This is a genomic window from Brevibacterium sp. K11IcPPYGO002 (assembly GCF_050920635.1).
In the GTDB taxonomy this organism is placed as follows: Bacteria; Actinomycetota; Actinomycetes; order Actinomycetales; family Brevibacteriaceae; genus Brevibacterium.
In genome coordinates this window covers 2,020,371-2,045,852 of record NZ_CP131929.1, presented here as the reverse complement: position 1 = coordinate 2,045,852, position 25,482 = coordinate 2,020,371, and the positions used below count along the sequence as shown (strand labels likewise).

The following is a 25,482-nucleotide window of genomic DNA, read 5'->3' as shown; positions in this document are numbered from 1 at the left end:
GACCTGCACCCCTTATGGGTTCCTGTTGCGGCTGGTTCAGCTCTGGGCCGGAACCTCACCGCGACGGATCGCGAGGCGCTCATCGAGGAGCACCTGGAGTTCGTCGAAGGACCGGCGTTCCAGGAGCATGTCCCAATGGGAGCGCACGTGCTTCACGGGCTCACCATCGGGCTCGTTGACTCCGACGCGGACTCCGATGCCGTGGATACCGGAATCCCAGGCCGAGGGGACCTCGGCCTCGATCGAGAACGGCACCTTGAAGCGGGTTCCGTCTTCGCATTCGAATTCGACCATCTGGCGGGGTGCCGGCTCGACGCCCTCTTCGGTTTCGAGGCTGCGCGAGCCCAACTGTGTTCCGCGGAGACTGCGTTCGCTCATATCTAAGACCTTCCGACTCGACTGCACACCTTGGACGCAATGTAACAGTCTACCGTGCCCGGATATTCCTCGCCGACAGCCCCGGAGCGGCATGCGCGAATCGACGAGGAAGGAGGGGCAGTCAACCGCGCCGATTCCCCAGCACCGCGAGACCGAGCTCGACATCATCGGTGACGATTCCGTCGACTCCGAGGTCGAGCAGCGACTGCATCGTCGGCTCATCATTGATCGTCCAGACGTGAACGAGCAGGCCCGACCGGTGAGCTCGGGCGACGAAGTCGGCAGTGACCACGGGAATCGTCTTGAACGACGCGGGCACCTGCAGTGCGTCGACTCCCGGAGGCAGGGCAGCGGCCCCGTGATCGGGGAAACCCGGCAATCGACCGAGGGCGAACAGGGCAGTCTCCCTGGTGCCTGTCGACGTGCGCACCCCGGGCAGGGCGGTGCGCAGCCGTCGCAGGGTTCCCGAGTCGAATGAGGCGAGGCGGATCCTGTCAGCGGCATGGAAATTATGCGCGAACCGGATCATGGGGCCGATGCTGTGAGCGGCCTTGACATCGATATTCCACTGCACCTCCGGCAGTGCCTCCACCAGCGCTTCGAGGCGGGGGAGTCGACCCCCTGCGAGGAGGTCGACCTCGTCGAGCTCGTCAGCAGGGAGTTCGCGGATGGATCGGGGTATCCCGGCGATGCGGTTGAGGTCGGCATCATGAGCAGCGAAGAGGATGCCGTCTGCGGAGGCGTGGACGTCGGTCTCCATCCACTGCACCCCGGCGTCGGCGGCTGCGGCGAATGCCTCGAGGGTGTTCTCGCTCATCCCGGGCCACAGTCCGCCTCGGTGAGCGATGATCTCTGGGTCTGCGATGACCTCCCGCTGGGAATTCATGATCCAATCCTAATCAGGGTGTTGATTTCACCGAGGCAGTGTTCAAGGATGGAGTCATGAGTTCACACCGCGAACCCCTCGAACCCGACGATGTCCTCGACGCGACCGCGAAGACTCCGACCGAACGCGCACGCCGGGTCGCCGGACGCGCATACAGCGCAGCGAGCACCGGTGTGAGGAATGTGCGTGAGGCGACATCGACCTCGCGCCTCATCGAAGCCGGCGAGAACGGCGTCAACCGCGCTTTGGGAAGCATTTCGCACGCGATCGATGACGCTGTGCGCAGCGGCAAGGTCGAACGTGCCTTCGACCGGGCACAGGAGACCGTGACGACCGGAGCCGACGGTGTCCGGAAACTGGTGACGCGCAAGCCCCGTCGCCCCTGATCAGATCCGGCCGCGAACCGGTTCGCAGGACCTGCGACTCGGCAGTCGACCGATGCCGCCCGTGAGCAGAGTCTCAGCAATGTGGCACACCCAAACGGTGTGCCACATTGCTTTTGTAACAGTTCCTTAACTAGAATCTGTGAAGATAACGATCAGATAACTTGGAGCCAATCCTCGAGCGCACGGCTGCGAGAGGTCTTCCCCCTGCATCTCCGAGTTGCCGAGACACTCCGTGATGACGACGAGGAACACGACTGTGGGCAGACACTCAGCACCGAACACCAAGAAGACCGGTTCGATCTTCTCCGCGCTGACAGCGAAGAAGAAGGCCGGACGTCACGCACCCGCCGACCGGCAGAACACCGCCGGGGGAGTGCTGGCGGCAGTCCGCACCCGCCCGGTGCTCTCCGCGTTCATCGTGCCGACCGCCGCGACGGCAGCCGTCGTCGCCTCGAGCCTCGCAATGGTTCCCAACGACTCTTCCACGAGCGGTCAGGTCGTGGCCGAAGCGCCTGCTGTCGCTGTCTCCGAGCCGACGCAGGCTCCGGATGAGTTCCTCGAAAAAGCGAAGAAGCAGGCCAAGGAGAAGCCTGCAGAGGTCACGATCGACACTCATATCGAGACACCGAGCCCCAAGCCGTCGAAGACCGCTGAGACCAAGGACGAAGGAGCGTCCAGCGGCGGAGAGACGTCCGGTAACGAGGGATCGTCGGCAGGGTCCGCGGATGAGAACGACGGGCCGTCGAACTCCGGCAAGTCGGCAGGAGAATCCGGCAGCTGCCCGATGTCCTACTACGGCGGCGGTGACGGATTCGACGGTAAGCAGACCGCCAACGGTGAGATCTTCGATACCAATAAGCTCACCGCGGCTCACAAGACCCTGCCGTTCGGCTCCAAGGTGAAGATCACGAACACCGCCAACGGCAAGTCCGTGACCGTGCGCGTCAATGACCGCGGTCCCTACCACGGCAACCGCTGCTTCGATCTGTCGAAGGCCGCTATGGAAGCCGTCGGCGGAGTCGGCGCCGGGCAGATCAACGGCAAATACGAGGTCCAGTGACGCCGTCTGTCTCCTGCAGCCGCTGACTGCGGAATCCGCAGGTTCTGCGACGCAAATACGAGTTTCGAACTTTTTGACCATATAGACAAAGGGAATTAGTCGCTCGTTCGAGCCTAGAGATACGGATTGCTCTGTTGCTACGAAATTCGTATTCGTCTTTTCGACCTTGGTTTTCGACTGTGGGGTAGCTAACCTGAAGCCACCATCACACAGTCTGTCGAGGAGTCCGCCATGTCCGCAGAAACCCGTGACGTCGTCATCATCGGAGCAGGCCCATCGGGCCTGAGCGCGGCCCGTCGGCTGCGGAAGTCCGGACGCAGCGTCATCGTCCTCGAAGCTCGTGATCGTGTGGGCGGACGGACCTGGACCGAACACATCGACGGGCAGATGTTCGAACTCGGCGGACAGTGGATCTCTCCGGACCAGACCGCACTGCTGGCTCTCGTCGACGAACTCGGCAAAGAGACCTACCCCCGCTACCGCGACGGCGACAGCGTCTACATCGCACCCGACGGAACCCGCACCGTCTACTCGGGCGAGATGTTCCCCGTGGGGGAGTCGACCCAGACCGAGATGGAACGCCTCATCGGCCTCCTCGACGAACTCGCCGCCCGGATCGGACCGCAGGCTCCCTGGGATGCCGAGGACGCTGCCGAACTCGACTCGATCTCCTTCCACCACTGGCTGCGTGAACAGTCCGAGGACGAACTCGCCTGCGAGAACATCGGACTGTTCGTCGCCGGCGGCATGCTGACCAAGCCCGCCACCACCTTCTCAACGCTCCAGGCCGTCCTCATGGCCGCCTCGGCGGGATCATTCACGAACCTCGTCGATGATCATTTCATCCTCGACCGTCGCGTCGTCGGCGGAATGCAGTCGGTCTCCGTGCAGATGGCCGAGGAACTCGGTGCGGACATCGTCCGCCTGCAGCAGCCGGTGCGTCGGATCGAATGGTCGGAGACCGGAGTCCACGTCTCGACCGACGAACTGAGCGTCAGCGCCCGGTCCGCGATCGTCGCCGTCCCGCCGAACCTCTACTCGCGCATCAGCTATGACCCGCCTCTGCCGCGGCTCCAGCAGATCTTCCACCAACACCAGTCGATGGGGCTCGTCATCAAGGTCCACGCCACCTACGACGCTCCGTTCTGGCGTGAGGACGGTCTGTGCGGAACCGGATTCGGCGCCTCCCGTCTCGTTCAAGAGGTCTACGACAACACGAACCACGGCGAAGAGCAGGGCACCCTCGTCGGGTTCATCTCCGATATCAACGCCGACGCCATGTGGGCCCTGGACGAGGAGACCCGCCGGACGACGATCCTCGAAGCGCTGGCCGATTTCCTCGGCCCGAAGGCTCTCGACCCGCGCGTGTTCTACCTCTCCGACTTCGGTGCGGAGGAATGGACTCGCGGTGCCTATGCGACCAGCTACGACCTCGGCGGTCTGCACCGGTGGGGGCCGTTCCAGAACGACCCGGTCGGACCGATCCACTTCGCCAGCTCCGATATCGCCGCCGAAGGCTACCAGCACGTCGACGGAGCAGTGCGCATCGGCACCGCCACCGCCGAGAGGATCCTCGGCGAGATCTCCTGAGATGAGCAGCACACAGCCGTCACCGTCGACGAACACGAGCGGACTGAGCGCCAAGGGACTCTCCGCCGGCAAGATCGGAGCCATCGGGGGAGCCGTCATCGGCATCTCCTGCATCGCCCCGGCCTATACGCTGACTTCAGGATTGGGTCCGACGATCTCCGAGGTCGGGGTGCACACCCCGGCTGTGCTGCTCATCGGCTTCGTACCGATGCTCCTGGTCGTCTTCGGCTACCGGGAACTGAACACGGCGATGCCCGACTCGGGAACCACCTTCACCTGGGCGACCAGAGCATTCGGGCCCTGGCTCGGATGGATGGGCGGCTGGGGACTCGTCGCCGCCACCGTCCTCGTGCTGTCCAATCTCGCGGCCGTGGCCGTCGACTTCCTCTTCCTCCTCCTGTCACAGGTGTTCTCCGATCCGTCCGTCGCCGAACTCACCCGGGTTCTGTGGATCAACATCCCCGTCACGATAATCCTCACCGCTGCCGCGGCCTGGGTGTCGTATCGGGGAGTCGAAGCCACGGAGAAGCTGCAGGTGTGGCTGGTCGCCTTCCAGGTGCTGGCGCTGGGATGGTTCGTCATCGCCGCGGTCGTGCAGGTGGCGAACGGCACCGCCTTCGACCCGACCCCGGTGTCTCTCGACTGGTTCAACCCGCTGTCGGCCGGCGACTTCTCCACCGTCGCGGCTGCGGTGTCACTGTCGATCTTCCTCTTCTGGGGTTGGGACACGGTGATCACGATGAACGAGGAGGCGAAGGATCCGGAGAAGACCCCGGGTCGGGCCGCCATGCTCACGATCATCGCGATCGTCATCATCTACATCGCCTGCACGATCGCGGTCATCTCGTTCGCCGGCATCGGCACCCAGGGGCTCGGGGCAGGCAATCCGGACAACCAGGAATCGATCTTCGCCTCACTCGCCGGCCCTGTCATGGGTCCCTTCGCGGTTCTCGTATCCATCGCGGTGCTCTCCTCCTCTCTGTCGTCGCTGCAGGCGACGATGGTCTCGCCCTCCCGGACGATCCTGGCGATGGGCCACTACGGAGCACTGCCGGAGAAGTACGGTCGCGTCTCCCCGCGGTACAAATCGCCGTCCGTGGCCACCGTCACCTCGGCGGGAGCAGCGATCATCTTCTACGTCGTCATGCGTCTGCTGTCCGAGAACGCCCTGTGGGACACGATCACCGCTCTGGGCCTCATGGTCTGCTTCTACTACGGCATCACGGGTCTGGCCTGCATCTGGTACTTCCGACGCAGCCTGTTCGCCTCGACCCGCACGTTCTTCTTCCGGTTCCTGTTCCCGCTCATCGGCGGAGTGACCCTGCTGGTCATCTTCGTCACCACCGCGATCGACTCCCTCGATCCCGACTACGGTTCGGGGTCGTCCGTCTTCGGCATCGGACTCGTCTTCGTCCTCGGCATCGGAGTACTGGCCCTGGGCGTGGTCATCATGATCATCCAATCCATCCGCCACCCCGACTTCTTCCGCGGACACACCCTGAAACAGGGAGTCGACGAGGGGTGAATGAGCAACTGGTGGCTCTGCGCCGAGTCCGGGACCGCATCGACCGCGAGTTCGACCAGCCCTTGAGCGTGGAGGCCCTGGCCACAGGCGTGCACATGTCCGCCGGGCACCTCAGCCGTCAGTTCAGAGCGGCCTTCGGCGAATCGCCCTATTCGTATCTCATGACGCGCAGGATCGAACGCGCCATGGCCCTCATCCGCCGCGGCGATCTCACGATCACCGAGATCTGCTTCACCGTCGGATTCTCCTCCCTGGGCACCTTCAGCACCCGCTTCAGCGAACTCGTCGGACTCTCACCGACCCGCTACCGCGACGGAGTCGCCGCAGGCGAGCACCGGCTGCCGACGATCGTGGTGAAGAATGCCCTGCGACCGGTCAGGAATCGAGAAGTCCCACCTGACTGAGCAGTCTACGATTGCTCACATGGACATCTCGATCAACGCCAGCTTCCTGCCGCACACCGATGCGGACGAATCCCTGACCTTCTACCGTGACATCCTCGGCTTCGAGCTGCGCCTCGACGTCGGTGCCGGACGCATGCGCTGGCTGACGGTGGGACCGGTCGGCCAACCCGACACATCGATCGTGCTCACCCCGCCCGTGACCGACCCGACGATCAGCGACACCGAACGGGAGACCATCGAGGCACTCATCGCCAAGGGCAGCTATGCCGCGATCGTGCTCGCGAGCCCGAACGTCGATGAGGCCTTCGCCGAGGTGGAGGCCAAGGGCGCCGATATCGTGCAGGAGCCGATGGACCAGCCCTACGGTCTGCGCGACTGCGCCCTGCGGGATCCCGCCGGAAACATGATCCGCATCCAGCAGAGAGGCTGAGACCTGTGCACACTGCAGACAGCCATGACCTCATCCGCGTCAGCGGAGCCCGGGAGAACAATCTCAAGAACTTAAGGGTCGAGATCCCCAAACGTCGCCTGACGGTCTTCACCGGAGTCTCCGGTTCCGGCAAGAGTTCGCTGGTCTTCCACACCATCGCCGCCGAGTCCCAGCGGATGATCAACGAGACCTATTCCGCGTTCGTCCAAGGCTTCATGCCGGCGATGGCCCGACCCGAAGTCGACGTCCTCGAGGGGCTGACGACGGCCATCCTCGTCGATCAGGAGCGGATCGGAGCGAACCCGCGATCCACCGTGGGCACGGTCTCGGACATCAATGCGAAGCTGCGCACCCTCTTCGCTCGTCTGGCAGAACCGAACCTCGGGTCGACCAACGCCTACTCCTTCAACGTGGCCACCCTGAGCGGGAAAGGCGCGGTGAGTATCGACAAGGGCGAGGGCAAGCAGGTCGAACGCAGGTCCTTCTCCGTCAACGGCGGAATGTGCCCGCACTGTGAGGGAATGGGTACAGCCACGGACATCTCCATCGCCGAGGTGGTCGATGAGTCGAAATCCTTGAACGACGGAGCCATCACGGTCCCCGGGTACAAACCCGGCGGTTGGTCCGTGCGCATGTTCTCCGAATCCGGCTACTTCGACCCGGACAAACCGATCGCCGACTTCGATGAGAAAGAGCGACACTACCTTCTCTACGCCGAAGGCGAGAAGGTCAGGATCAATGGCACGAACATCACCTTCGACGGGCTGATCCCGCGGATCCAGCGGTCGTTCCTGTCCAAGGATCGAGACTCGATGCAGAAGCACATCCGGGAATTCGTCGACCGAGCCGTCGTCTTCACCACCTGTCCCGACTGCGAGGGCACTCGTCTCAATGCGGCCGCGCGGTCCTCCCTGATCGCCGGTCGGTCCATCGCCGATGTCTGTGCCCTGCAGATCTCGGACATCACGGAATGGCTCGACCAGATCACCCCGGGGGCCGCCTCGGTGCTGCTCGAGTCCCTGCGTGCGGATGTGCGCGCCTTCAACGACATCGGCCTCGGATATCTGTCCCTGGACCGATCGGCGGGATCGCTGTCCGGGGGAGAGGCGCAGCGGATCAAACTGGTCCGCCACCTGGGTTCGTCGCTCACGGACGTCACCTATGTCTTCGACGAACCGACGATCGGCCTGCACCCGCACGACATCCGAGCGATGAATAACCTGCTGCTGGCGTTGCGGGACAAGGGCAATACGGTCCTCGTCGTCGAACACAAGCCCGAGACGATCCTCATCGCCGACCACATCGTCGACCTCGGTCCCGGCGCGGGCAGCGACGGGGGAGAGGTCACCTTCACCGGAACCGTCGACGGTCTCCGGGAATCCGATACGCTCACCGGTCGCCACCTCGGATACACCGCCGCGCTCAAGGACACGGTCCGGGAGTCGGCGGGGGCACTGGAGATCCGCGGTGCCGGATCGCACAATCTGCGCGACGTCGATGTCGATGTGCCCCTCGGCGTGCTCACCGTCGTCACCGGAGTCGCCGGTTCGGGCAAGAGCAGCCTCATCGAAGGGTCACTGCGGGGACGCGAGGGCGTCGTGATGATCGACCAGGCACCGATCAAGGGATCCCGGCGCAGCAACCCGGCCACGTATACAGGGATGCTCGAGCCCATTCGGAAGGCGTACGCGAAGGCCAATGGGGTCAAACCCGCCCTGTTCAGCGCGAATTCCGAAGGCGCCTGCCCGGTCTGCAACGGCGCCGGGATCATCTATTCGGATATGGCGCTCATGGGCGGCGTGTCGGCACCCTGCGACGAGTGCGAGGGCAAGGGGTTCCAAACCGAGGTGCTCGAATTCACCTTGGGCGGACTGAATATCCGTGACGTCCTCGACCTGCCGGTGGATTCGGCGATTACGCACTTCAGTGCGGGGGAGTCGCGCATTCCCGCGGTCGTGAAGATCCTGGGTGTACTGGCCGAGGTGGGACTCGGCTATGTCAGTCTCGGCCAGCCGCTGACGACGCTGTCCGGGGGAGAGCGCCAGAGACTGAAACTGGCGGTGCACTTATCGGCGAAGGCCGCCGATGCGGCGCAGGTGATCATCCTCGATGAGCCGACGACCGGACTGCACCTGGCCGATGTCGAGAACCTGCTGCGTCTGCTCGACGGACTTGTCGACTCGGGTCGGACCGTCGTCGTCATCGAACACCATCAGGCCGTGATGGCTCATGCCGATCACATCATCGACCTGGGACCCGGTGCCGGACATGACGGAGGTTCCATCGTGTTCGAAGGCAGCCCGGCCGAACTGGTCGCAGGAGTGAAGACGAACGGTTCGCTGACCGCCGAGCACCTGGCCGCATATGTGAATGCCTGACCGGGGGAGCCGCTTCTTATCACGCTTCACTCAGATAGCGCGGAGGCGATTCGGATGCTGAATTCACGGTCTCGGGTTCAAATGCGGCAGTTGATTCGTTACGGTGTATAACGGCTCGGTAACGACCGGGTTACAGAACCGAAATGCAGTCGTACTTTGGAGAAGACACAGTGAACCTCTACAGCACAAGCCTCCGCAAGGCCGCCCTGCTCGTCGGCGCCGGCGCTGTCGCAGCCGCCGGACTGACCGGAATGAGCGCGGCGCAGCCGGCACAGGCATCTGAGAAGGGCGTCTGGGACAAGGTCGCCGAATGCGAATCCGGCGGAGACTGGCACATCAACACCGGAAACGGATACTACGGCGGACTGCAGTTCTCCAAGCAGACCTGGAACGCCTTCGGCGGTTCGGGCACCGCGGACGAGCACAGCAAGGAATGGCAGATCCACATCGCTCAGAAGGTGCTCAAGGAGCAGGGTCCGGGCGCGTGGCCGGTTTGCGGCGAGAAAGCCGGACTGACGAAGTCCAACGGTGCAGCCGATGACGGCGGCGGGTCCGGCGATGACGGCAAGAAGGACGATGGCGGCTCGGACGACAGCGGCAAGGTCGGCCTCGGCGGCAACGTCACCGTCGGCAGCTGAGACCGCACAATGATCTGACGATCACAGCGCACGAACACCTGGGCTGTGATCGTGAAATGGCCGCGAGCGACGCACGTATCGCTCGCGGCCATTTCCGTACACCCATATTTCTGTGTACTGCCGCGTCTCTCCCGGATCTCGACTGGAACGCCGATAATATACATTCTGTTAAGTAAAGATATAGAGCCGCTCCCCGAGGTGCGCAGTTACAGTTGAATCCGGCGATCTGAGCCTGTGATCCATCAGGCGACACCAGGAGGCGAAATGGCGACGAAGCAACCAGCAATGCGACCGACCGGCGAACCCGTCGATGACGTGCTCGACCGTGCCGGCGGTCCCAGGCGCGCCGAGGCCGACCGCCTGCTCGAGATCTTCGCCGAAATCTCCGGCGAAGCACCTGTGGTGTGGGCTTCGCGCATCATCGGGTTCGGTGAGATCGAGTATCGCTATGAGTCCGGACATGGCGGCACAATGCCGGTTCTCGCCTACTCCCCTGCTGCACGCCAGCACACGATCTATCTCACCGGCGACTATGAAGAGCACTGGCCAGACCTCGTCTCCAGGCTCGGCAAGCATCGCAGCGGCATATCATGCCTGTATCTCACGCGTCTGAGCGACGTCGATGAACCGGTTCTGCGCGAGCTGCTCGAGCGCACCCGCGATCACACACTGGCCGAATGGTCCGACTGATAGTCTGTACTGGACAGTAACTCAGCTCACAGCAAGGGCACCTCCATGACCGCAGACACCACAGCCGCGCAGAGCACCGACTCGGCGCCCACCTTCAAGCTCTGGACGAAGATGCAGGAGATGCCTCTGGGCAGCCGCGTGGGCTCCTGGCTGTTCTCTCAGGCCGTCTCCTTCAAGGCACCCTATTTCCGCACCGTGCGCCCGCAGATCAGAGAGCTGCGCCCGGGCTTGTGCCGCGTCACTGCGCCCAACCGTCGCGGAATGCACAACCACATCGGCACCTATCACGCGATCGCGTCCTGCAATATGGCCGAGGTCGCCGCCGGTGTCATGACCGATGCGACCGTGCCGCCCACTCACCGCTGGATCCCTGCGGGAATGACCGTGGAATACAACGCCAAGGCCGGCAAAGGGGCGGTCACAGCCGTCACCCGGCTTGAGACGATCCCCGAATTCGGCGAGGAGAAGTTCGACCTGGTCGTCCCCGTCGACATCCTCGACGCCGAGGGCACCGCATTCGTCACAGCGCACATCACCATGTACATCTCACCGAAGAAGCACTGAGTCACCCTGGCTCCACTCGGTGACCGATTCGGACCGGTCACCGGCCCGACAGCAGCAGCACCCGCTGAGCGTACGTGACTTCCTCGCCGACCGGGCGCGGCGGCCTGTATCCGCCCTCGGCGCCCAGGGCGATGATGAGATCGCCGAGTTCGGTTGAGATGAACTCGGCGAGGCTCTCATCGATCGGCCAGTCGTGACCGGTGCCGCGTGAGAGGTCCGCGGCATGGAGTGCGAGCTCGAGGATGCGCATCTGCACCAGCTGCGTCCCCGGGATGCTCCCGATCCGATGCGCGACCGGCGTGTGCAGGTCGCATTCGTTCACCAGCGCTCTGAACGTCCTCTCATGAGTCCAGAAGGATTCGAGCCTGTCGTCGCCGAGGTGATCGACTCCCCTGGTGGCTTCGGCCTCCGCAGTGCTCGCCTGCCCCAGCAGCAGCGTGTAGCGAACTCCCCCGCCGATCACGTGATTGATGAGCTCGGCATTCGTCCACTCTCCGGCGCCGCTCGTCCGATTCAGATCGGAATCGCGGACTCGCTGCAGCGCTGTGACCCAACACGTCTCTGCCCGATCGAGCTGCTTGGTCGTGACTTCGTCCATGCCCTCAGCTTAGGTCGGAAGAGCTCGGGCCGCGTCGTTCTGCTCGGTGGGATGCACGTCGACGATCGCCTCACAGCGTCTCGAACAATGAGAACTTCCGGCCAAACAGTAGTCCTGACCGTTCGGTCAGTATACGTTGTTCCTACGCCCCGCATGTTGGTATACCAACGTGACCTGCCGTCCGGGGCCCCTGCAACTCGACAATGAAGTGAGGAGCTGACCATGACTGTGGCCAGCGGATCGGCCGACTACATCGGCCTCGCAAACGCACCGATTCTCTGGATACTCGCGTTGGCGGTGATGGCCGTCGTCGTCGTCCAATCGCTCATCTACATGACCGCCGTGAAGAAGAACGCCGAATCCGCGGGAATGAGCCAGCAGGAGGTCAGGTCGGCGTTCCGCGCCGGTGGTGTCGCCGCCATCGGACCGTCGCTGTCGGTGGTCCTCGTCGCCATCGCTCTGCTGCCGCTGTTCGGCACTCCCCCGGTCATCGTCCGGGTCGGTCTCATCGGCTCCGCCGCCACCGAGGTGGCCTCTGCGTCGCTGGCTGCAGGCACCATGGGTGCCAACCTCGGTGATGAGACCTTCACCCGCGGGGTCTTCATCGTGGCACTCATGGCGATGAGCCTCTCGGGCGCAGGCTGGATGATCTCCACCCTCATCCTCACCCCGATCTTCAAGCGCAGCTCCCACAAGCTCGAGAAGGTCAATCCCGCGCTCATGTCGATCATCCCGGGCGCGGCACTTCTCGCGGCCTTCGCGGCCCTGACCTTCCGTGAGCTGCCGAAATCGCCGGCACACGTCATCGCCGTCATCGTCTCGGCAGTCGTGATGAGCATCTGCCTGCTGCTCGCCAAGACACTCAAACAGAACTGGCTGAAGGAATGGGGACTGGGATTCTCCCTGCTCATCGGCCTCGTCGCCGCATATTTCGCCCACTATGCCGGTCTCGGACTGCCCGAAGCCTGAGGAGAGAACATGTCATCGATCATCACATCGCCCTCGCACGCGGCGTTCGAGCGCACCACCAGCCGGTGGGGCTCGATCACGCTGTTCGTCGGATTCCTCATCGCCACCTCGGTGCCGTTCTATCTGCTCTTCGTGGCAGACGCGAACATCGACTTCGGTGAGATACTCAAAGGGTTCCTCGCCGTGTTCGCCGTCTACGGCGTCTTCTACATCGTCGAACCTCTCACCTACTTCCCGATCCTCGGTCCCGCCGGAATGTACCAGGCCTTCATGATCGGCAACGTCTCGAACAAGCTGCTGCCCTCAGCCATCGTCGCTCAGGACGCGATCGGGGCGAAGCCCGGCACTCGCAAGGGCGAATATGCGGCGACGATGGCCATCTGCGGGGCCGCGATCATCCACGTCACCTCGATGGTCATCTTCGTCGGCATCCTCGGCACGTGGCTCGTCACTCTCATCCCCGAGTCGGCCACCCTCGTCGCGAAGCTCTACATCCTCCCGGCCATCCTCGGCGGTGTCACCGTCCAGCTCATCGCGTCCCTCAAGCAGCTCAAGTCGACACTCATCGCCCTCGGTATGGCGGCTCTGGTCATCCTCGTCCTCGTCCGACTGGTTCCCGTGCTCGCGCCCGGCGACGTCGCGATCGTCGTGTTCCTGACCATCCTCATCACCTGGTTCACCCGCAACAAATCGGTCACGGACAAGAGGCCGGGCAGCGACGGCACCGATACCGTCGGGATCAACTGACGACAGTCTGCGCCTGTCGCTCAGTCTCCGAGACCGACCCCCGCATCCGAGAATTCCTGCCAAGATGGCACCAGACCCCTGCTGAAAGGACCTCATGTCACTCAAGCCCGCTCTCCGCGCGTCGATCAGCGCCGATCTCGACCAGACGATTGCCGACTACAAACACTTCCACCGCACTCCCGAGCTGTCGATGCAGGAGACGAACACCGCCGCCGAGATCGCCTCCCGACTCCACGCCCTCGGACTGACCACCCGCACCTTCGGCGGAACCGGCGTCGTCGCCGTGATCGACAACGGCGACGGGCCCGTCATCGGCTACCGTGCCGACATCGACGGCCTGCCGATCAGCGAGGACACCGGACTCGACTACGCCTCCGCCGCAGAGGGCACTCTGCCCGACGGGGAGACCACGAAGGTCATGCACGGCTGCGGCCACGACACGCACATCACCGTCGGTCTCTACCTCGCCAAGCACCTCGTCACACACAAGGACCTGTGGTCGGGTACCGTCGTCATGCTCTTCCAGCCGGGGGAAGAGACCGGTCAAGGTGCCCGGGCCATGCTCGACGACGGACTCTGGGATGAGATCGTGCGCCCCGAAGTCATCTTCGGTCAGCATGTGTGGCCCGGAACGGCCGGCCACATCTACGCCAGCAGCGGCACCGCCATGGCGATGTCCGACTGCCTGCGCGTGACCGTCAAGGGCAAACAGGCGCACGGATCCCAACCGGAGAACGCGATCGACCCGATCGTCCTCGGCGCCTATATGATCACCCGGCTCCAGTCGGTCGTGTCCCGTGAGATCTCCGGGCGCGACATGTCCGTCGTCACCGTCGGCACGTTCCACGGCGGGCTCAAGGAGAACATCATCCCGGACTCCGCCGAGTTCAAACTCAATATCCGCACCTTCACCGAGGAGGTCCGCGCAGTCGTCCTCGACCGGGTCCGCCGCATCATTCTCGCCGAGGCGCAGGCTTCCGGTGCCCCGGAACCGGAGATCGAGGAGATGTATCGGTTCCCGCGCTGCTTCAACGACCCCGACGAGACCGAGTCGTTCCTCACTCACCTCGGAGCCGAGCTCGGTGCCGAGCAGGTCCACCTGACCGAGCCTGCCACCGGCAGCGAGGATGTCGGAGCGTTCGGAGATGACATCGGTGTGCCGTACGTCTACTGGTTCTTCGGCGGCTACTCCCCTGCGAAATTCGAAGACGGACAGACCCCGGCCGGCAACCACTCCCCGTTCTTCGCTCCTGACGATGTCGAAACCACGCTCGAGACGGGCATCCGAGCCGCGCTGTCAGCGGTGCTGAGCAAGGTCGGAAAGGACCGCGCATGAGTGAGGAGATGCTGTGGTGGTCGACCCGTGAACTGGCTGCCCGGATCGCTGCCAAAGAGGTCTCCGCCCGTGAAGCGCTGCAGGTCCACCTCGACCGCATCGATGCAGTCAACCCCGTCCTCAATGCCGTCGTCACCCGTGACGACGAGGCCGCGTTCGCCCAGGCGGAGGCGGCGGACTCAGCGACCGCTCGGGGTGAGAGCTTCGGGCCCCTGCACGGAGTCCCGATGACACACAAGGACACTCACGACACTGCGGGAATGCGCACGACCTGGGGATCGCCGCTCATGGCCGATCGGGTTCCCGAATCGGATGCGCTCATCATCGCCCGACTCAAAGCCGCCGGCATCACGACGACGGGCAAGACCAATGTCCCCGAGTTCGCCGCCGGTTCGCACACCTTCAACGAGGTGTTCGGCACGACGGTGAACCCCTACGACCGAACGAAATCGGCATCAGGGTCCTCCGGCGGTGTGGGTGCGGTGCTCGCGGCTGGGATCCAAGCCTCCGGGGACGGATCGGATATGGGCGGATCACTGCGTTCGCCCGCATCGTTCAACAACGTCGTCGGGCTGCGACCGAGCAACGGCCGCATCCCGCACACCCAACCGGGCAACCCCTATGCGTGGCTCGCGCAGAGCGGGTTCATGGCACGCACGGTCTCCGATGCCGCCCTGCTGATGTCGGTGGCCTCGGGTCCGCACCCCTCGGCGCCGGAATCGATCCCGGAATCGGGCAGTGTCTTCGACCTCCCGGAGTTCGCACAGGACGCCGACCGCTCCCCCGACCTCACCGGTCTCCGGGTCGGATTCAGCCCCGACCTGGACGGACTGCTTCCTGTCGAGGCCGAGGTGAAAGACATCGTCGCCTCCACGGCTCTGGTGTTCAGCGGTCTCGGAGCGCAGGTGGACGAGGAGATTCCGAATCTCACGGACGCCGATGAGGTATTCAATGTTCGCCGTGCCCTCGACTTCGTCGGGTCCTGGGGCGGGCTGTATGAAGCGCATCCGGAGCGCATCAAGGAATCGGTCAGGTGGAATATCCGCATGGGCCTCGATCTCACCGGCGCCGAGGTGGTTTCGGCCGAAACCGCACGCACGCGCCTCCACGGTGAGATCGACCGATACTTCGCCGGACACGATGTCCTCGTGCTCACCACCTGCCAGGTCCTGCCGTTCGACGCCGACATCGAATACCCGACGCAGATCAACGGTGTGCAGCTGGAGAACTATCTCGATTGGATGCGGGCCCTGTGCCTGATCTCGGCGACGGGATGCCCCGCGATCTCGGTGCCGGCAGGATTCTCGGCCTCCGGCCTGCCGGTGGGTGTGCAGATCGTGGCGAAACCGGGCGCTGACGTCGAACTGCTCCGAGTCGCTCATGCCTTCGAATCGGCGACCGGCCACCACCGCCGGCGGCCGGAGCTCTGAGCCGAACGTCGCGCCGGAATCGGCTCAGCTCGGGATGGGGCGGGGCAGGTATGGCAAACCTGGGCAGAGTTTGCCGAGCCTTTCCACACTGGAACGGTTCTAGAAAAGGTGTCAGGATATTCTCTAAGCAGGCGGAATGGATCCGCCTCGAACAGCAAAGGAGTAACAGATGCACCTGAGCCCCGCTATGCAGAAGGTCCTCAACGAGCAGGTCACCCTCGAACTCGAAGCCTCGTTGGTCTACCTCCAGCTCTCCATTCAGCTCGACGATCAGGATCTGCCCGGAATGACGCGCTGGATGCGCGCCCAGTCCGAAGAAGAGCAGGTGCACGCCGCGAAGTTCACTCAGCACTGCCTCGACCGCGGATTCGCCCCTCAGATCGGTGATATCGCCGCTCCGAAGGTCTCGGGCTCGCAGCCGATCGACTTCTTCAAGGCCGCTCTGGCGCACGAGGAGAAGGTCTCGGAATCCATCCGCAATCTCTACCGCACCGCCCAGGACGAAGCCGACCTCGACGTGCTGCCGCTGCTCCACTGGTTCATCGACGAGCAGGTCGAGGAGGAGTCGAGCATCTCGGAGATCATCGGTCGCCTCGAACGCGTCGGCACCGACGGTGCCGGTGTCCTGCGCATCGATTCCGAGCTCGGCTCGCGCCACCCCGATATCACCGCCGACGGCGAGTGATATCCGCAGACTGTCCACTTGAGGCTCAGCGCTCATCTCGAGTCGCGTGAGTCGAGGGTGGACTCGAACCGAGTACTCAGCGGCCGATCCCAGTGCGGGGTCGGCCGCTGTGCTGTCGGCTCCTGTGACGACGGCAGGAGAATCCGTACTCAGCCGAGCACCGACTGGCCGAGGAGGAGAACCACCGGCAGGGTGACGAGCATGATGACGGTCTGTCCGGCGATGAGTGCGGCCATGAGCTTCGCGTCTCCCCCGAGCTGCCTCGCCATGACGTAGCCCGAACTCGCCGTCGCAATCGACTGGAAGAGCAGCCCGACCAGTGCAGGCACCGTCGGGATGGCGAAGAGGGCCAGGGCCGCCAGCGACAGGCTCGGCAGTACGAGCAGCTTGATCGCCGTCGAGGCGATGACGGCCCGAGTATGAGAACGCAGAGAGAATGTCTGCAGACCGGCACCGACGCACAGCAGACCGATGGGCAGCGAGGCCGACGCCAAGGGCTCGAGGACCGTTGACGCCACGTCGGGCAGGCCCAGACCGCTGACATTGGCCGCAGCTCCGGCGACGCAGCCGAGCACGAGAGGATTCGTCACGATCGCCCTCAGCAGCGCGAGCAGCGAGCTCGGCCCGGTGCGGAGGAACTCGAAGCCGAGACTCGAGACGACGTTGACCGTGGGGACGAGGATCGCTGCGACGATCGCGGCAACGGCGCTGCCCTCGGAGCCGAACAGGCTGCCCGCCAAGGACAGTCCGATATAGGTGTTGAAGCGGATGCCTCCCTGCAGAACAGAGGTGAAGGCGGGAAGATCACGCGCGATGACCCGACGGGTCACAATGATGCCCAAGGACACGACCACTGTGGGAATGACGAGCGCCGCCGCCAACCGCGCGAGCGGGACATGGGCCACATCCACCTCGGCGACGGAGGTGAAGAGGAGCACCGGAAGCAGACAGTAGTACGCGAGCTTCTCCGCACCTGACCAGAACTCGGGGCTCCGAAAACCCGGCAGTCTCTTCAGCACCAAGCCGAAGGCGATGAGCACCGTGACGGGAAGGAGGGCGAGGAGTATGGGAACCAGGCTCACAGACTGAGAATTTCATGAGTTCGGAATCATTTCAAAGTTGAGTGTGTTTGACTCAATGTAGGACCCGAACGAAAGGAAGCACATGGCTACACGTTTCGACCCCATCCGCGACCTCGACCGATTCTTCTCCGAGGTCACCCGCACCCCGAACGCCACCACTCTGCCGATGGACCTCTACCGTGACGGCGAAGTCTTCATCGCTCGCATCGACATGCCCGGAGTCGATCCGAGCAGCATCGATGTCGACGTCGAAGACCGCACGCTCACGGTTCGCGCCCGCCGCGAATCCGAGGTCGCCGACAAAGACGTGAAGTGGCTGACCAGGGAACGCACCAACGGCACCTACGCCCGTCAGCTCACGCTCGGCAACAGGGTGGCCCTGGATCGCATCCGTGCCGACTACAGCGACGGCGTCCTCACACTGACGATCCCCGTCGCCGAGGAGGCCCGTCCGCGGAAGATCTCCGTTTCGCACGCTTCCGGACAGACCGCCCCCGAGGTGGTCGAATCGTCCGCGGCGGACGAACCCCGCTCCCCCGGCGTCGGCAGCTGAATCCGCTGGACGCGGGCCCCACCCGAACGCGGGTGGGGCCCGCGTCGTGCGTTCAGCGGCGCTGAAGCAGGTAGGCCAGGCACATGTACGGCAGCTCCACCCTGTCCGGGATCGGATGTTCGACACGGAGATGTTCGCGCAGATTCGATTCGACTCTGTCCCTGGTCTTCTCGTCCGAGCGCAGCCAATAGGAGCGTGTGCGAGCGAGGTCGACGATTCCATCGACGGAGACCTCCGTGGCGAATTCGACGAGTCTGTTCTCGGTGAGCGTCAGACCGCGGCCGGGCTGAGGCCGGTACTGAGGTCGGTACACGTCGCCTGCGTGCATGATCCGGCTCAGGCGCAGCACCCAGTCGACACGGACATCGAGCTGGTTGATGAGGATGAGCAGTCGGCCTCCCGGTCGGAGGATGCGGGCCACTTCTGCGGCGGCACTCGCCTCGTCGAACCAATGCCAGGCCTGAGCGACCGTGACGAGGTCGAGGCTCTCGGCTTCCAGGCCCGTGTCCTCGGCCGTGCCGACCACGGCGGGCGCAGGATTGCGTTCGAGCGCGGCTGTGTCGGGATCGACGGCGATGAGATCGACGCCGAGGGCAAGCAGCTGACGGCTGAGGATTCCGGTGCCCGCACCGAGGTCGCAGACCTGCAGATCGGACCAGCTCCGGTCCCAACCGGTCAGCGCCAGGTCCAGAGCCGTCTGAGGATAGCCGGGGCGCACCTCGTCATAGACTCCGGCCTGGGCACCGAAACGGCGCCCGTGTGCGGCCTGCGCGCGTGGTCGCACCATCTGCCCCTGCCTTTCGCCGAACGTCGGTCGGTCGTCGTGGCGACCGCTGCGGACCACTCTAGCGTCGTTGTCAGCCAGCGAGTCGATAGGATGGAGTCAACGGCCCGTTCCCAGCCCTGAGGAGTCAGCATGTCCGCACCGTCCGATCTCCAGTCCCGACTGGATGAGGCCTCCGCCGCCTATGAGGAATTCGCCTCACGCGGCCTCGACCTCGACATCACCCGCGGCAAGCCCGCCCCCGAGCAGCTCGACCTCGCCGCCGATCTGCTCACCGCGGTCAGCGGTGACGACGTGTTCACCCCAGGCGGTGTCGACACTCGCAACTACGGTGGGCTCGACGGGCTCATCGAACTGCGTGAGATCTTCGCCCCGCTGCTCAAGGTGCCGGCGAATCAGCTGCTGGCCGGAGGCAATGCATCGCTGACGTTCATGGCGCAGGCCCTGAGCTTCGCGCTCATGCACGGCACAGCAGTCGACGACCGCCCGTGGGGTCGGGGCCCGCACAAACTGCTGTGCCCCGTGCCCGGCTACGACCGTCATTTCACCCTGGCCGAGTCCCTCGGATTCGAGCTTCTGACCATCCCGATGGACGACGAGGGACCGGTCATCTCCGAAGCGCAGCGTCTGGCCGAGGACCCGGCGGTCAAAGGCATGTGGTTGGTGCCGATGTATTCCAATCCGACCGGAATCACCATCACCGAGGCGCGGGCACGGGAACTCGCGGCCATGCCGACCGCGGCCGACGATTTCGTTCTGCTGTGGGACAACGCCTATGGGGTGCATCATCTGCGTGAGGACCATCCGGACAATCTCGACATCCTCTCTCTGTGCGCCGAGGCCGGCAACCCCGAACGAGCATGGATCTTCGCCTCGACCTCGAAGATCACGCATGCCGGTGCCGGCGTGTCGTTCTTCGCAGGCGGCCCGGCCACGGTCGACTGGATGCGAGCCAACCTCGGGAAGGTCGCGATCGGCCCCGACAAGATCAACCAGCTGCGCCATGTCCGGTTCTTCTCCGACCCCGCCGGGGTCGAAGCGCATATGCGCAGGCATGCCGAGATCGTCGCTCCCAAGTTCGATGCCGTCCTTGCGGCGCTGGAAGACGGCCTCGGAGCAGATGAACTGGCACAGTGGACCTCGCCGGACGGGGGCTACTTCATCACCCTGACGACGATGGAGGGCATCGCGGATCGAGTGGTCAAACTCGCCGGGGAGGCGGGTGTGAAGCTGACGCCGGCTGGAGCCACTCACCCCTACGGACTCGACCCGCACAACAACACCATCCGCATCGCCCCGACGATGCCGACACTCGATGAGGTCGAACTCGCGGCTCAGGGTCTCGTGGCATGCGTGCGACTGGCCAGCTATGAGAAGCTGCTGGCCGGCTGATAGACCTACGCTGCCTGCAGACTGAAACAGGTCCGCCCCGAACCGAATGGTTCGGGGCGGACCTGTCTGGTCCATGGTCGTCGGTTCAGTAGTCGTAGAAGCCGCGTCCGGACTTCACACCGAGCAGTCCGGCATCGACCATTCGCGACAGCAGGATCGGCGGTTTCGCGGCCGGATCGCCGGTCTCCTCATACATGCTCTGGGCAGCGTAGAGGCAGGTGTCGAGACCGACGAGGTCGGCGAGCTTGATCGGGCCCATCGGGTGGGCGCAGCCGCCGACCATGCCTGCGTCGATGTCCTCCTTCGTCGCGAACCCGGATTCGAGCATCCTCACCGCGCTGAGCAGGTAAGGGATGAGCAGGGCATTGACGATGAACCCGGGGCGGTCATCAGCCTGGATCGGATTCTTCCCGAGCACCTCGGCGACGAACGAGGTCACGGTGTCACGGACGTCGTCGGCGGTGAGGACCGAGGAGACGATCTCCACCAGCGGCTGCACCGGTGCCGGGTTGAAGAAGTGGACGCCGAGTACGCGTTCGGGACGCGAGGTCGCCTGAGCGAAGCGGATGATCGGCATCGACGAGGTGTTCGAGGCGAGAATGGCCTCCGGGTCGGTGACGACCTGGTCGGTTTCGGCGAAGATCGACTTCTTGATGTCTTCGTTCTCGCTGGCTGCTTCGATGACGAGCTGACGGTCGGCGAGATCACCGATGTCGGTGGTGAACCGCAGTCGGCCAAGGGCCTCGTCGCGGGCGGCGGCATCGAGCTTGCCCTTGTCCACGGCGCGGGCCAGGGACTTCTCGATGCGGGCTCGGCCGGCGGCCGATGCCTCCTCGTTGATCTCACGGACGATCACGTCGAGGCCGGACTTCGCCAGCACCTCGGCGATTCCGGCTCCCATGAGTCCGCTGCCGATGACGGCTGTGCGCTGAATGCTCAAGAACTTCTCCTTCTCAGGTCATTGTGGTCGATGGTGTGCGTGTCGATGTGCTCAGGACATCCGCGCCAGGAACCAGTCGGCCGAGCGGATGGCCTTCATGGCCTCCCGCCGGCGCTCTCCGGGCAGAGTCTGGATGTAGACCTGCCCGTCGAGGTGGCCCACCTCGTGCTGGAGCATCTGTGCGAAGACCTCAGTGCCCTCGATCTCGATCGGCTGATTCTTCGCATCCACCCCGCGCACCCGAGCGAACTCGTAGCGCGGGGTGGGGAAGAACAGTCCGGGCACGGAGAGGCAGCCTTCTTCGATATCACGCAGCTGCCCGCCGAGCTCGACGATCTCCGGGTTGATGACATAGCCGGTGCGACCGTCGAGGTCGTAGCCGAAAGCCCGCAGGCCGACTCCGATCTGCGGTGCGGCCACGGCCGCACGGCCCGCGGGCCTCGCGGTGTCGACGAGGTCGGCGGCCAGAGCTTCGACGTGATCGTCGAAGACCGTCACCGTCTCGCATCTGCTGCGCAGCACGGGGTCGCCCCACAGCCGGATCTCGCGTTCAGGCATCGATCACCACGACGAGGTCTCCGCCTTCGAGCTGCTGGACATCAGCGATGGCCACTCGGGAGACGGTTCCGGCCGTCTGCGTGGTGATCGTCGCCTCCATCTTCATGGCCTCGATCGTGGCAACGGTGTCTCCGACAGCGACCGTGTCGCCCTCGTGGACCTGCATGGTCACGACGCCGGCGAACGGGCTGCCGACATGACCGCGGTTGTTCGGGTCGGCCTTCTCTGCCGTCTTGACTTCGCTTTCGACGGACCGATCGCGCACCTGCAGCGGACGCAGCTGTCCGTTGAGGGTGAACATGACCGAACGCATTCCGCGTTCGTCGGTTCCGCCGATGGCCTGGACGCCGATGAGCAGGTTCTTGCCCTTCGCCAGTTCGACGGCGTGTTCTTCGCCGCCGGTGAGCCCGTAGAGGTATTCGGAGGTCTCGACGACGGACAGGTCCCCGTAGTTCGAGCGCATCGTCCGGAATTCCTTCGTCGGTCCGGGGAACAGCAGCTCGTTGAGCTTGTCCTTCCGCTCCCGGCCCGGTGTCTGCAGAGCTTCCGCATCCGCGGGTTCGAGGTGTTCGACGAGCGGCTTGGCGGAGCGACCGGCGAGAGCCTTCGTGCGGAACGGCTCGGGCCATCCGCCCGGAGGGTCACCGAGGTCGCCGTTGAGGAAGCCGATCACCGAATCCGGGATATCGAACTTGTCCGGGTTCTCAGCGAATTCCTCCGGTGAGACACCGGCACCGACGAGATGAAGCGCCAGATCGCCGACGACCTTCGACGACGGGGTGACTTTGACGAGGTGGCCGAGGATCGAATCGGCGGCCGCGTACATGTGTTCGATGTCTTCGAACCGCTCCCCGAGGCCGAGCGCCACGGCCTGCTGACGCAGGTTCGACAGCTGACCGCCGGGGATCTCGTGGCGGTAGACGCGACCGGTCGGTCCGGCGAGACCGGATTCGAAGGGTGCGTAGAGTTTGCGCACAGATTCCCAGTAGGGCTCGAGATCGCTGACGGCGTCGAGACTGATGCCTGTGTCGCGGTCGGTGTTCTCGAACGCGGCGACGAGTGCGGAGAGACTCGGCTGGCTGGTCGTTCCGGCCATGGCCGCCGAAGCGGCATCGACGGCATCGGCTCCGGCAGCGGCCGCAGCATAGAGGGTGGCCAACTGGCCGCCGGCGGTGTCGTGGGTGTGGACGTGGACGGGCAGATCGAAGTTCTCCCGCAGAGCCGTCACGAGCTTGGCCGTGGCGGCAGGGCGCAGCAGACCGGCCATGTCCTTGATGGCGAGAACATGGGCCCCGGCCTCGACGATCTGCTCGGCCAGGCGCAGGTAGTAGTCGAGTGTGTAGAGCTCTTCGGTCGGGTCGAGGATGTCCGAGGTGTAGCACAGAGCCACCTCGGCAAGCGCCGTGTTCGTTCCGCGCACGGCCTCGATCGCCGGGCGCATCTGCTCGACGTCGTTGAGCGCATCGAAGATGCGGAAGATGTCGATGCCCGTGCGAGCGGCCTCGTCGACGAAGGCGTCGGTGACCTCGGTCGGGTACGGGGTGTAGCCGACGGTGTTGCGGCCGCGCAGCAGCATCTGCAGATTGATGTTGGGCACCGCGGCGCGCAGAGCCTCGAGGCGTTCCCAGGGATCCTCACCGAGGAAGCGCAGAGCCACATCGTAGGTGGCGCCGCCCCAGGCCTCGATGCTCAGCAGCTCTGGCGTCATCCGGGACACGTGTCCGGCCACGGCCAGCAGATCGCGGGTGCGCACTCGGGTGGCGAGCAGCGACTGGTGAGCGTCACGGAACGTCGTATCGGTGACGGCCAGTGCGGTCTGCTCCCGCAGGGCACGCGCGAAGCCCTCCGGACCGAGCTCGGCGAGGCGGTCGCGGCTGCCGGGAGCGGGAGCCTGCGAGAGGTCGATGTTCGGGAGCTTGTCGCCCGGACGGATGCGCAGCCCCGGTTCGCCATGGGGGCGATTGACCGTGACGTCGGCGAGGTAGTCGAGCAGCTTCGACCCACGGTCGGCGCTCACGCGTGTGTCGAAGAGCTGCGGGCGCTCTTCGATGAAGGACGTGGAGAGGTCGCCGGCGACGAATGCGGGATCGTCGAGGACGGCCTGCAGGAAGCCGATGTTCGATGACACCCCGCGGATGCGGAACTCCGCCAGTGCTCGCTTGGCCCGGCCGACGGCCTGAGCAAAATCCCGACCGCGGCAGGAGAGCTTGACGAGCATCGAGTCGAAATGGGGGCTGACGGCGGCACCGGCATGGACGGTTCCACCGTCGAGGCGCACGCCTGCACCGCCGGCCGAGCGGTAGGCGGTGATCGTTCCGGTGTCGGGACGGAACGAGTTGGCAGGGTCCTCGGTGGTGATGCGGCACTGGAGGGCGGCACCCTTGATGCGCATCTCGTCCTGTCGCAGGCCGATCTCTTCGAGGCTGGCCCCGGCGGCGATGCGCATCTGAGACGCGACGATGTCGACATCGGTGATCTCTTCGGTCACGGTGTGTTCGACCTGGACGCGCGGGTTCATCTCGATGAACACGTGCTTGCCTGCGCGCGGGCCGTCGGTCTCGAGGAGGAACTCCACGGTGCCGGCATTCTGGTAGCCCAGCGCCTTCGCGAACTTCAGGGCATCGGCGTGCAGGGCGGCCGCGATCTCGGGATCGAGGTTCGGTGCCGGAGCGATCTCGATGACCTTCTGGTGGCGGCGCTGCACGGAGCAGTCGCGTTCGAAGAGGTGGATGGCGTTCGAATCGTTGTCGGCCAGCACCTGGACCTCGATGTGACGGGGGCGCTGCACCGCCTGCTCGATGAAGACCGTGGGGTCGCCGAAGGCGCCCTCGGCCTCGCGCATGGCGGCCTTCAGCGCATCCTCGAGCTCGGTCGCCTGAGCCACGCGACGCATTCCGCGGCCGCCGCCGCCTGCGACAGCCTTGACGAAGAGCGGGTATTCCATCGATTCGGCATCGGCGAGCAGCTGCGCGATATCGGCCGACGGACGAGTCGAGTCGAGCACCGGGATGCCCGCATTGCGTGCGGCAGCCAGCGCCTGGACCTTGTTTCCTGCCAGTTCGAGCACATCGGCCTCGGGGCCGATGAACGTGATGCCCGCGTCAGCGCAGGCACGTGCCAGATCGGGGTTCTCGGAGAGGAATCCGTAACCGGGGTAGATGGCGTCGGCGCCGCTCTCCTTCGCCACCCGCAGCATCTCTTCGACACTGAGGTACGCGCGGACGGGGTGGCCCTCCTCACCGATCATGTAGGCTTCGTCGGCCTTCATACGGTGTTCGGAGTTGCGATCCTCATAAGGGAAGACTGCGACGGTGGAGGCTCCGAGCTCATAAGCGGCACGGAAAGCACGGACGGCGATCTCTCCGCGATTGGCCACGAGTACTTTGGAGAACATAGGTGTCTCTCACTTCTGTATCGGCCGCACTGGGCGACTGGTCGACAAGCTGTCGGAAACATACTCTACAAGTGACCTGGAACAC

General features: G+C 64.6%; 25 protein-coding genes. 17 read left to right on the top strand and 8 right to left on the bottom strand.

Annotated features, from left to right (window positions below):
• Positions 1-36 precede the first annotated feature (36 nt).
• Positions 37-378: an RNA polymerase-binding protein RbpA gene (locus tag QYM46_RS09335; RefSeq protein ID WP_169252262.1), complete on the bottom strand. Its 342-nt coding sequence runs from the start codon at positions 376-378 to the stop codon at positions 37-39.
• A 121-nt stretch (positions 379-499) separates the two neighbouring features.
• Positions 500-1,264, bottom strand: a complete 765-nt coding sequence (locus tag QYM46_RS09330) for a glycerophosphodiester phosphodiesterase family protein (RefSeq protein WP_432791688.1) — start codon at positions 1,262-1,264, stop codon at positions 500-502.
• A gap of 56 nt (positions 1,265-1,320) precedes the next feature.
• Between QYM46_RS09330 and QYM46_RS09325 the strand changes: the two genes are divergently transcribed.
• The 10 genes from QYM46_RS09325 to QYM46_RS09280 all read left to right on the top strand — a co-directional run bounded on the left by QYM46_RS09325 (position 1,321) and on the right by QYM46_RS09280 (position 10,929).
• Entirely contained in the window at positions 1,321-1,650 is a 330-nt protein-coding gene (locus tag QYM46_RS09325) for a hypothetical protein (RefSeq protein ID WP_432791687.1), read from the top strand.
• Positions 1,651-1,906: 256 nt separating this feature from the next.
• Complete coding sequence (locus QYM46_RS09320) at positions 1,907-2,710, top strand: septal ring lytic transglycosylase RlpA family protein (protein ID WP_432791686.1); 804 nt, start codon at positions 1,907-1,909, stop codon at positions 2,708-2,710.
• 231 nt (positions 2,711-2,941) lie between these two features.
• Positions 2,942-4,300, top strand: a complete 1,359-nt coding sequence (locus QYM46_RS09315) for a flavin monoamine oxidase family protein (RefSeq protein ID WP_432791685.1) — start codon at positions 2,942-2,944, stop codon at positions 4,298-4,300.
• 1 nt (position 4,301) lies between these two features.
• The gene (locus tag QYM46_RS09310) at positions 4,302-5,825 is read left to right on the top strand and encodes an APC family permease (RefSeq protein ID WP_432791684.1); all 1,524 of its coding nucleotides are present in this window, start codon (positions 4,302-4,304) and stop codon (positions 5,823-5,825) included.
• The gene (locus QYM46_RS09305) at positions 5,822-6,229 is read left to right on the top strand and encodes a helix-turn-helix transcriptional regulator (RefSeq protein ID WP_035320339.1); all 408 of its coding nucleotides are present in this window, start codon (positions 5,822-5,824) and stop codon (positions 6,227-6,229) included. Before QYM46_RS09310 ends, QYM46_RS09305 begins: the two co-directional genes overlap by 4 nt.
• A gap of 19 nt (positions 6,230-6,248) precedes the next feature.
• On the top strand, positions 6,249-6,659 hold the full coding sequence (locus tag QYM46_RS09300; protein ID WP_169252253.1) for a VOC family protein: 411 nt from the start codon (positions 6,249-6,251) through the stop codon (positions 6,657-6,659).
• Positions 6,660-6,664: 5 nt separating this feature from the next.
• Positions 6,665-9,037 (top strand): ATP-binding cassette domain-containing protein, encoded by a 2,373-nt coding sequence (locus tag QYM46_RS09295; protein WP_432791683.1) that lies wholly within the window; start codon positions 6,665-6,667, stop codon positions 9,035-9,037.
• A 170-nt stretch (positions 9,038-9,207) separates the two neighbouring features.
• Entirely contained in the window at positions 9,208-9,675 is a 468-nt protein-coding gene (locus tag QYM46_RS09290; protein WP_282433931.1) for a transglycosylase family protein, read from the top strand.
• Between the two features lie 264 nt (positions 9,676-9,939).
• A complete protein-coding gene (locus tag QYM46_RS09285) occupies positions 9,940-10,365 on the top strand; it encodes a DUF1801 domain-containing protein (RefSeq protein ID WP_432791682.1) in 426 nt (141 codons plus the stop codon).
• Positions 10,366-10,410: 45 nt separating this feature from the next.
• On the top strand, positions 10,411-10,929 hold the full coding sequence (locus QYM46_RS09280; protein WP_432791681.1) for a hotdog fold domain-containing protein: 519 nt from the start codon (positions 10,411-10,413) through the stop codon (positions 10,927-10,929).
• Positions 10,930-10,966: 37 nt separating this feature from the next.
• On the opposite strand, the gene QYM46_RS09275 is transcribed toward QYM46_RS09280, so the two are convergent.
• Positions 10,967-11,527: a maleylpyruvate isomerase N-terminal domain-containing protein gene (locus tag QYM46_RS09275; RefSeq protein WP_432791680.1), complete on the bottom strand. Its 561-nt coding sequence runs from the start codon at positions 11,525-11,527 to the stop codon at positions 10,967-10,969.
• A 222-nt stretch (positions 11,528-11,749) separates the two neighbouring features.
• Here QYM46_RS09275 and QYM46_RS09270 point away from each other — a divergent pair, with 222 nt between their 5' ends.
• From QYM46_RS09270 to QYM46_RS09250, 5 genes are all read left to right on the top strand, one after another.
• Positions 11,750-12,496 (top strand): DUF5058 family protein, encoded by a 747-nt coding sequence (locus QYM46_RS09270; protein ID WP_025778344.1) that lies wholly within the window; start codon positions 11,750-11,752, stop codon positions 12,494-12,496.
• 9 nt (positions 12,497-12,505) lie between these two features.
• A complete protein-coding gene (locus tag QYM46_RS09265) occupies positions 12,506-13,243 on the top strand; it encodes a hypothetical protein (RefSeq protein WP_432791679.1) in 738 nt (245 codons plus the stop codon).
• A 94-nt stretch (positions 13,244-13,337) separates the two neighbouring features.
• On the top strand, positions 13,338-14,579 hold the full coding sequence (locus QYM46_RS09260; protein ID WP_432791678.1) for an amidohydrolase: 1,242 nt from the start codon (positions 13,338-13,340) through the stop codon (positions 14,577-14,579).
• Positions 14,576-16,009 carry an amidase gene (locus QYM46_RS09255; RefSeq protein WP_432791677.1) on the top strand — a complete coding sequence of 478 codons (1,434 nt, stop codon included), beginning with the start codon at positions 14,576-14,578 and terminating at the stop codon, positions 16,007-16,009. The genes QYM46_RS09260 and QYM46_RS09255 overlap by 4 nt, the downstream gene beginning before the upstream one ends.
• A gap of 169 nt (positions 16,010-16,178) precedes the next feature.
• On the top strand, positions 16,179-16,694 hold the full coding sequence (locus QYM46_RS09250; protein ID WP_025778340.1) for a ferritin: 516 nt from the start codon (positions 16,179-16,181) through the stop codon (positions 16,692-16,694).
• A 149-nt stretch (positions 16,695-16,843) separates the two neighbouring features.
• Here QYM46_RS09250 and QYM46_RS09245 read toward each other — a convergent pair whose 3' ends face one another.
• Positions 16,844-17,776 carry an AEC family transporter gene (locus QYM46_RS09245; RefSeq protein ID WP_432791676.1) on the bottom strand — a complete coding sequence of 311 codons (933 nt, stop codon included), beginning with the start codon at positions 17,774-17,776 and terminating at the stop codon, positions 16,844-16,846.
• Between the two features lie 82 nt (positions 17,777-17,858).
• On the opposite strand from QYM46_RS09245, the gene QYM46_RS09240 reads away from it, so the two are divergent.
• The gene (locus QYM46_RS09240; RefSeq protein ID WP_166824833.1) at positions 17,859-18,329 is read left to right on the top strand and encodes an Hsp20/alpha crystallin family protein; all 471 of its coding nucleotides are present in this window, start codon (positions 17,859-17,861) and stop codon (positions 18,327-18,329) included.
• 52 nt (positions 18,330-18,381) lie between these two features.
• Here QYM46_RS09240 and QYM46_RS09235 read toward each other — a convergent pair whose 3' ends face one another.
• Positions 18,382-19,116 carry a class I SAM-dependent methyltransferase gene (locus QYM46_RS09235; RefSeq protein WP_432791675.1) on the bottom strand — a complete coding sequence of 245 codons (735 nt, stop codon included), beginning with the start codon at positions 19,114-19,116 and terminating at the stop codon, positions 18,382-18,384.
• 129 nt (positions 19,117-19,245) lie between these two features.
• Here QYM46_RS09235 and QYM46_RS09230 point away from each other — a divergent pair, with 129 nt between their 5' ends.
• Positions 19,246-20,505 carry an aminotransferase class I/II-fold pyridoxal phosphate-dependent enzyme gene (locus QYM46_RS09230; RefSeq protein WP_432791674.1) on the top strand — a complete coding sequence of 420 codons (1,260 nt, stop codon included), beginning with the start codon at positions 19,246-19,248 and terminating at the stop codon, positions 20,503-20,505.
• Between the two features lie 85 nt (positions 20,506-20,590).
• On the opposite strand, the gene QYM46_RS09225 is transcribed toward QYM46_RS09230, so the two are convergent.
• The 3 genes from QYM46_RS09225 to QYM46_RS09215 are packed head-to-tail and all read right to left on the bottom strand — an operon-like array spanning position 20,591 to position 25,397.
• Complete coding sequence (locus tag QYM46_RS09225; protein WP_432791673.1) at positions 20,591-21,445, bottom strand: 3-hydroxybutyryl-CoA dehydrogenase; 855 nt, start codon at positions 21,443-21,445, stop codon at positions 20,591-20,593.
• A gap of 51 nt (positions 21,446-21,496) precedes the next feature.
• The gene (locus QYM46_RS09220; RefSeq protein ID WP_432791672.1) at positions 21,497-22,003 is read right to left on the bottom strand and encodes a peptide deformylase; all 507 of its coding nucleotides are present in this window, start codon (positions 22,001-22,003) and stop codon (positions 21,497-21,499) included.
• Positions 21,996-25,397 carry a pyruvate carboxylase gene (locus QYM46_RS09215; protein ID WP_432791670.1) on the bottom strand — a complete coding sequence of 1,134 codons (3,402 nt, stop codon included), beginning with the start codon at positions 25,395-25,397 and terminating at the stop codon, positions 21,996-21,998. The genes QYM46_RS09220 and QYM46_RS09215 overlap by 8 nt, the downstream gene beginning before the upstream one ends.
• Positions 25,398-25,482: the final 85 nt, after the last annotated feature.

What these genes read in the sequence shown, in the direction of transcription:
- QYM46_RS09335 (WP_169252262.1), bottom strand. Translation starts at nt 378, where the DNA reads ATGAGCGAACGCAGTCTCCGCGGAACACAGTTGGGCTCGCGCAGCCTC.
- QYM46_RS09330 (WP_432791688.1), bottom strand. Translation starts at nt 1,264, where the DNA reads ATGAATTCCCAGCGGGAGGTCATCGCAGACCCAGAGATCATCGCTCAC.
- QYM46_RS09325 (WP_432791687.1), top strand. Translation starts at nt 1,321, where the DNA reads ATGAGTTCACACCGCGAACCCCTCGAACCCGACGATGTCCTCGACGCG.
- QYM46_RS09315 (WP_432791685.1), top strand. Translation starts at nt 2,942, where the DNA reads ATGTCCGCAGAAACCCGTGACGTCGTCATCATCGGAGCAGGCCCATCG.
- QYM46_RS09310 (WP_432791684.1), top strand. Translation starts at nt 4,302, where the DNA reads ATGAGCAGCACACAGCCGTCACCGTCGACGAACACGAGCGGACTGAGC.
- QYM46_RS09300 (WP_169252253.1), top strand. Translation starts at nt 6,249, where the DNA reads ATGGACATCTCGATCAACGCCAGCTTCCTGCCGCACACCGATGCGGAC.
- QYM46_RS09285 (WP_432791682.1), top strand. Translation starts at nt 9,940, where the DNA reads ATGGCGACGAAGCAACCAGCAATGCGACCGACCGGCGAACCCGTCGAT.
- QYM46_RS09280 (WP_432791681.1), top strand. Translation starts at nt 10,411, where the DNA reads ATGACCGCAGACACCACAGCCGCGCAGAGCACCGACTCGGCGCCCACC.
- QYM46_RS09275 (WP_432791680.1), bottom strand. Translation starts at nt 11,527, where the DNA reads ATGGACGAAGTCACGACCAAGCAGCTCGATCGGGCAGAGACGTGTTGG.
- QYM46_RS09270 (WP_025778344.1), top strand. Translation starts at nt 11,750, where the DNA reads ATGACTGTGGCCAGCGGATCGGCCGACTACATCGGCCTCGCAAACGCA.
- QYM46_RS09265 (WP_432791679.1), top strand. Translation starts at nt 12,506, where the DNA reads ATGTCATCGATCATCACATCGCCCTCGCACGCGGCGTTCGAGCGCACC.
- QYM46_RS09260 (WP_432791678.1), top strand. Translation starts at nt 13,338, where the DNA reads ATGTCACTCAAGCCCGCTCTCCGCGCGTCGATCAGCGCCGATCTCGAC.
- QYM46_RS09255 (WP_432791677.1), top strand. Translation starts at nt 14,576, where the DNA reads ATGAGTGAGGAGATGCTGTGGTGGTCGACCCGTGAACTGGCTGCCCGG.
- QYM46_RS09250 (WP_025778340.1), top strand. Translation starts at nt 16,179, where the DNA reads ATGCACCTGAGCCCCGCTATGCAGAAGGTCCTCAACGAGCAGGTCACC.
- QYM46_RS09240 (WP_166824833.1), top strand. Translation starts at nt 17,859, where the DNA reads ATGGCTACACGTTTCGACCCCATCCGCGACCTCGACCGATTCTTCTCC.
- QYM46_RS09235 (WP_432791675.1), bottom strand. Translation starts at nt 19,116, where the DNA reads ATGGTGCGACCACGCGCGCAGGCCGCACACGGGCGCCGTTTCGGTGCC.
- QYM46_RS09230 (WP_432791674.1), top strand. Translation starts at nt 19,246, where the DNA reads ATGTCCGCACCGTCCGATCTCCAGTCCCGACTGGATGAGGCCTCCGCC.
- QYM46_RS09220 (WP_432791672.1), bottom strand. Translation starts at nt 22,003, where the DNA reads ATGCCTGAACGCGAGATCCGGCTGTGGGGCGACCCCGTGCTGCGCAGC.
- QYM46_RS09215 (WP_432791670.1), bottom strand. Translation starts at nt 25,397, where the DNA reads ATGTTCTCCAAAGTACTCGTGGCCAATCGCGGAGAGATCGCCGTCCGT.